This is a genomic window from Pseudomonadota bacterium (genome assembly GCA_026388215.1).
Taxonomy (GTDB): domain Bacteria; phylum Desulfobacterota; class Syntrophorhabdia; order Syntrophorhabdales; family Syntrophorhabdaceae; genus JAPLKF01.
Genome location: JAPLKF010000250.1, coordinates 1 through 5,042 on the forward strand (window position 1 = coordinate 1; position 5,042 = coordinate 5,042).

5 protein-coding genes are annotated in these 5,042 nt (G+C 40.4%); all 5 read left to right on the top strand.

All coding sequences use genetic code 11. The features are described from left to right. The first annotated feature begins 149 nt into the window (after positions 1 to 149). On the top strand, positions 150 to 707 hold the full coding sequence (locus tag NTU69_11915; protein ID MCX5804213.1) for a hypothetical protein: 558 nt from the start codon (positions 150 to 152) through the stop codon (positions 705 to 707). Then, positions 694 to 1,212 (top strand): hypothetical protein, encoded by a 519-nt coding sequence (locus NTU69_11920; protein MCX5804214.1) that lies wholly within the window; start codon positions 694 to 696, stop codon positions 1,210 to 1,212. The genes NTU69_11915 and NTU69_11920 overlap by 14 nt, the downstream gene beginning before the upstream one ends. Beyond that, positions 1,209 to 2,681, top strand: a complete 1,473-nt coding sequence (locus tag NTU69_11925; GenBank protein MCX5804215.1) for a secretin N-terminal domain-containing protein — start codon at positions 1,209 to 1,211, stop codon at positions 2,679 to 2,681. The genes NTU69_11920 and NTU69_11925 overlap by 4 nt, the downstream gene beginning before the upstream one ends. Next, positions 2,678 to 3,736, top strand: coding sequence for a tetratricopeptide repeat protein (locus tag NTU69_11930; GenBank protein ID MCX5804216.1), 1,059 nt, complete (start codon positions 2,678 to 2,680; stop codon positions 3,734 to 3,736). Before NTU69_11925 ends, NTU69_11930 begins: the two co-directional genes overlap by 4 nt. Further along, the coding region (locus NTU69_11935; protein ID MCX5804217.1) for a PilT/PilU family type 4a pilus ATPase at positions 3,705 to 5,042 on the top strand (1,338 nt) is incomplete at its 3' end. The genes NTU69_11930 and NTU69_11935, both read left to right, overlap by 32 nt.

Below are 5,042 nucleotides of genomic sequence, written 5' to 3' on the forward strand. Positions count from 1 at the left end.
TGATGCGCTTGAGGTAACCCTTTTTAATTTTATAATTACCCTCAAAAAGTCCGGGTTTATGCAGAACGTGGATGTAGTGAGCAAGGAGATAAAAACAATAAAAGGGAAAAAGGTGATAGAATTTTCAATTACAGCAAGGTGTTTAAGATATGAAGTTTAAGAGTATCTATCTGTGGTATGGACTGCCAATAGCCCTGATTGTAGCATGGGTTTTACTGTTCTATATGCCATTTTCCTCACATATTAAAAATAGGGGCAAAGAGATTTTAAATATTAAACAGGAAGACCAGAAGGTAGACACCTCAATAAAAGACATGGTTGAGCTTGTAAATAAGCAGGCCCAGTGTAGGCAATCGCTTAGTGAGTTCAAGACCCAGGCGCCAGACCTTGAAAGATTTTCGGATTTCATGAGAGAGGTAATGAAGCTGGCAAGGGACAGGGGAATTGCTATTGAACGTTTTAGCAGTGTGTTTACCTCTATTGGAACTGAACAAAAATCTCAGCTTATAAACCCTGTTTTTGAGATTGAAATAAAGGGAGGATTTCTCGAAACAGGAAAATTTTTAGAGGAACTCGGGAATAAAATGGTTTATAGAGGAATTCAGAAGGCTCAAATCTCGTATGATGAGAAAGAATACCCTATTCTGACAGGGAAATATGTGGTTGAATTTAAAGCAATGAAGGGGAAGGCATTTGAAGGTAAGTAAGCCTGTACTCATAGCACTTGTAATAGCGATACTACTGGCTGGATATATCTTTTTTTTCACAGGTAAAAAGAAACCCCCGGCGAGAGTAGCTCCAGTGCCTCCAGCCGCACCAGCCGCAACTGCTCCTGTAGCGGTTCCTCAACCAGCCGCAAAAATGCAGGAGGTTAAACCGGAAGTCAGGGCGCAGCTGGAAAAGATTGATGTTACGTGGGAAAGGGATCCCTTTTTGCTTCCCAAAGTCAAGACAGAAAAAAGACGTGAGTTGCAGACGACCTTTAAACTTGTTGCTATTCTTGAGAGGGGAAATGAAAGGATTGCGATAATAGACCATGAAGTAGTAAAGAAGGGTGATTTGGTGGGTGACGAAAAGGTACAGGAGATAGGGGTAGACAGGGTTGTTCTCACTAAAAAAAATGGTTCAAAGAGGGTACTAAATTTAATGAATATTGAAGATACTGCTCCTGAGGACTTAACAAAAACGAAAAGTACTGAGAGGGGGAAATGAGGAATAGATGGATTTTAATTACAGTAATGTGTGTGTTTTCGTCATGTGCCCATGTGGAGAAGGCAGCAGAGCCTCCTAAGGTTGTAAAACCCGTTGATATTGCGAGCCCTGTATCCTTGCAAATGGAAAAAGAAAAAGGTGTTGAGGTGTTTAAATCAAAGGAACTTTTTTCTTTCTCTTTCAGGGAGGCGGATGTCAAGGACATACTGAGGGCTATCTCAAAGCAGATTAATTACAACGTCGTCATGGAACCAGATGTGAAGGGGACATGCACCGTTGATTTGAAGGGTGTGACGCTCGAAAAGGCACTCGAATATATCCTTGAGCCCTTGAACTATGCGTACAAGATTGATGATAAGACAATCTATGTTTCCAAGCCAAAGGTAGAAACGAAAATATTTACTATTAATTATCTTGCTTTAAAGAAGACCTCAATGAGTACTGTTACATGGAAAGGCGGGGGATCTTCCAGCACATCGGGTACAGCAGGAACAACCACTTCAGAAGAGAAGACTCTTGAGGTAAAAAGTGAAACCGAATCAGATCTGTGGAAAAGTCTTGAAGATAATTTAAAGGCCATATTGTCTGCCGACGGAAAACCTGTTATCAATCGGCAAACATTTACAATAATGATAACGGACTATCCAAAAAACTTACAACGTGTATCTATGTTTTTAGAGAGCCTTGAAGGGACTATGCATAGGCAAATTGTTATCGAGGCAAAGATTGTCGAAGTAAGATTATCTGAGGGTTCAAGGCAAGGTGTAAACTGGGAATTCATCAATTCGAGAATTGGAAGTTTGGCAAGAATCAGCGGTAGGCAAAACTTTCCAACACCTGCAACTTTCTTAGGCGACTATACCGAATATTTTCGTTTTTATGTTGGCTCAACCTCCTCAGGAGAATTAAACATTACAAATACCTTTATTGAACTTTTAAAAACACAAGGTGAAACGAGAGTGCTCGCAAACCCAAAGATTAAAACATTGAACAACCAGAGGGCAGTCATCAAATCAACAACACAGGACGTATATTTTGAAGAATCACAATCTAGTACTGGCGGGGCGGGGACAATAGCTACCTATAGCCCAAGATTTGTGAATATTGGAGTAGTCCTCGATGTCATTCCACAAATCGATAACGAAGGTAACATTATCCTCAGCATACATCCTATCTATTCAACTAAAGATGGTTCTGTTCGTTCGCCTAACCCCCTCTCTCTTGGTACAGTTCCCCTTATATCAACAAGAGAAACGGATACTATTGTAAGAGTAAAAGACGGCGAAACAGTCATTATTGCTGGTCTTATATACGAGATAAAATATCAAGATGAGAAGAGTGTACCGGGTTTCGGTTCTATTCCTTTATTAGGTTTTCTTTTTCGATCAAATACGGAAAAAACTCAAAGCGCTGAACTCATCATATTTTTAACACCAAAGATCATTCACGGCGTTGAAGGAGTAAAATGAGTATAATCCTCGATGCCCTTAAGAAGGCACAGCAGGAAAGGAAGCAAACAACCACAAAGACTACCTATACATTTAAAAATCCGGGTCAAAAGCCAAGATGGGTTGTTTATGGTATCCTTATTGTGGTTGTTGCTTCTGTTGTAGGGTATCTTTATGTAAAGGTTATTGTGAAGCCTGAACCACCAAAGGCAAAACCTGTAACAATAGAAGCAAAAAAGATTGAGGCGAAAGTTGAAAGTATAGAAAAGAAAGCTGAGTCTGCAAAGACTCTAATAAAGACTGAAATGGCAAAACCAAAGGAAGAAATAAAGGTTGCTGTCCAGAAAACCGAAGTCGTTAAGAAGGAAGTTGTTGAGAAGAAAATAATAGCTAAACGTGTGAAGCAAAAAACCCCTGCACCCAGGAAGGAGCCTGCACCTGAGGGACAGAGGCAAGATGCAGGCCTCAAAGCGGGCAAGGTGGATGAGAGAAAGCTCGACCTTATTTACAATGAGGCATTAAAAGAAACACAGATGGGTAGGTTAAATGAGGCAAAGAGACTTTACCTCAGCATATTGGCGGAACGTCCTGACCATATTGAGGCGCTTAACAACCTCGGTGTAATTGTTACGAACGAAGGGAATACAAAAGAGGCACTTTTTTATTTTAAAAAGATTCTCGAATATAAAAGGGATTATGCAAAGGCATACAATAATATAGGGCTTATTATGATGAGTGAGGGTGATAAAAAACTCGCTGAGGAGTATTTCAGGAAATCAATAGAACTTGACGCAGGAAGCGTAGAACCATATCTGAATCTCTCCGCACATTTAAGAGGTGAAAGAAGGTTGCAGGAAGCGTCACGATTCCTCGAAGCAATTCTTCGAAAAGGGATTAAGAACCCAGCCCTTTACCTCTCTTATGCAATTTCCAAGGATGAGCTGAACCAGCCCACTGAAGCAGTGAGATATTACAGGGCTTATCTGAACGAGGGCTCAGGAACGAAAGAGGAGAGAAATAAAATTACTGAGAGGTTAAGGGTTCTTGAAGAAGGTCAATCTACAAAAAATCGTTGAAACGGGTATTTCTCAAGGGGTTCAAACCATTTTTCTCTTTCCTGGTTCTCCGCCTTTAGGGAACAAGAAAGGTATCTTAAAACTCGGAGATGCCATATTGGGAGAGGAAGAAGTAAAAAATATATTGAAAGCCACTACAACTGACTGGCTTTACGCAAGATTTATGAATGAGAAAGAGCTTGACTATAGTTATGAACTGGAGCAGTTCGGGAGGTTCAGGATAAATGCCTTCTTCAAGAGAGGGAGCCTGAGCCTTGTAATGAGACCAATCCCTGCTACTGTTCCGGACTTTGACACCCTTGGTCTTCCGGATTCATTGAAGGAATTTACACAATTAAGTGATGGACTTATTCTTATTACAGGTCCTACTGGAAGCGGGAAGTCTACCACCCTTGCATCCTTGATAGATATTATCAACAGGGAGAGGGCATGCCATATTGTGACAATCGAAGACCCCATTGAGTTTCATTTTAGCCCTGTAAAATCGATAATAAGCCAGAGGGAGGTTGGGAGGGATACAAAATCAGCCCATGAGGCCCTTAGAAGGGTATTAAGGGAAGATTCTGATGTAATAGTTGTTCATGAGATAAGGGATGTGGATTCGATGAGGGCAGCCCTGGAAATGGCTGAGACAGGACACCTTGTATTTTCAACCCTCCATACGATAAACGTTTCTCAGACTATTAACAGAATAGTCGATTTTTTCCCTGAAGGCGAGAAGAATAAAATCAGGCTTTTGATTTCACAGGTACTTAAGGGCGTTATCTCCCAGCAACTGGTGAGAAGGATAGATGGAAGAGGTTTTGTTTGTGCTGTTGAAATTATGAAGGTCAATCCAGCTATAAAAAATCTCATTAAAGAAGAGAAGATTCATCAGATATATTCAATAATGGATGTTTCAAAGAATGAAGGTATGGTCACGATGAATGATGCACTGCTTGCCCTCTATAAAAGGGGATTCATAGATATGCCGGAGGTTATTGGACATTCTTCAGGAGAAAAGGGATTCATAGAAAAGGTTATTAAGGAGTCACCTCAGAGACATGATGTGTTTACAGGAAAGAGGTTCTTAGACCTTGAAAGGAGCATGATAACGTATGAGGCAGATTTTAGCTCCGGGAATTTAAGTCACTTTGATACATCGGGGATACTTCTCGATACCCCGATGGGGTTACTTTTCAGGGATAGAGGTCAATTAAAGGAAAATCTTCATTTTATTGCGGATTATACAATTTTAAACGGGAAGAAACCCCCTTTTCCTTTAAAGTCGCTTTTTAAACTTTCTTATAAAATTTTAGATGCTAAG

Excerpts from the sequence above, each read along its gene's own strand:
- NTU69_11915 (MCX5804213.1), top strand. The coding sequence starts at position 150 with ATGAAGTTTAAGAGTATCTATCTGTGGTATGGACTGCCAATAGCCCTG.
- NTU69_11930 (MCX5804216.1), top strand. The coding sequence starts at position 2,678 with ATGAGTATAATCCTCGATGCCCTTAAGAAGGCACAGCAGGAAAGGAAG.
- NTU69_11925 (MCX5804215.1), top strand. The coding sequence starts at position 1,209 with ATGAGGAATAGATGGATTTTAATTACAGTAATGTGTGTGTTTTCGTCA.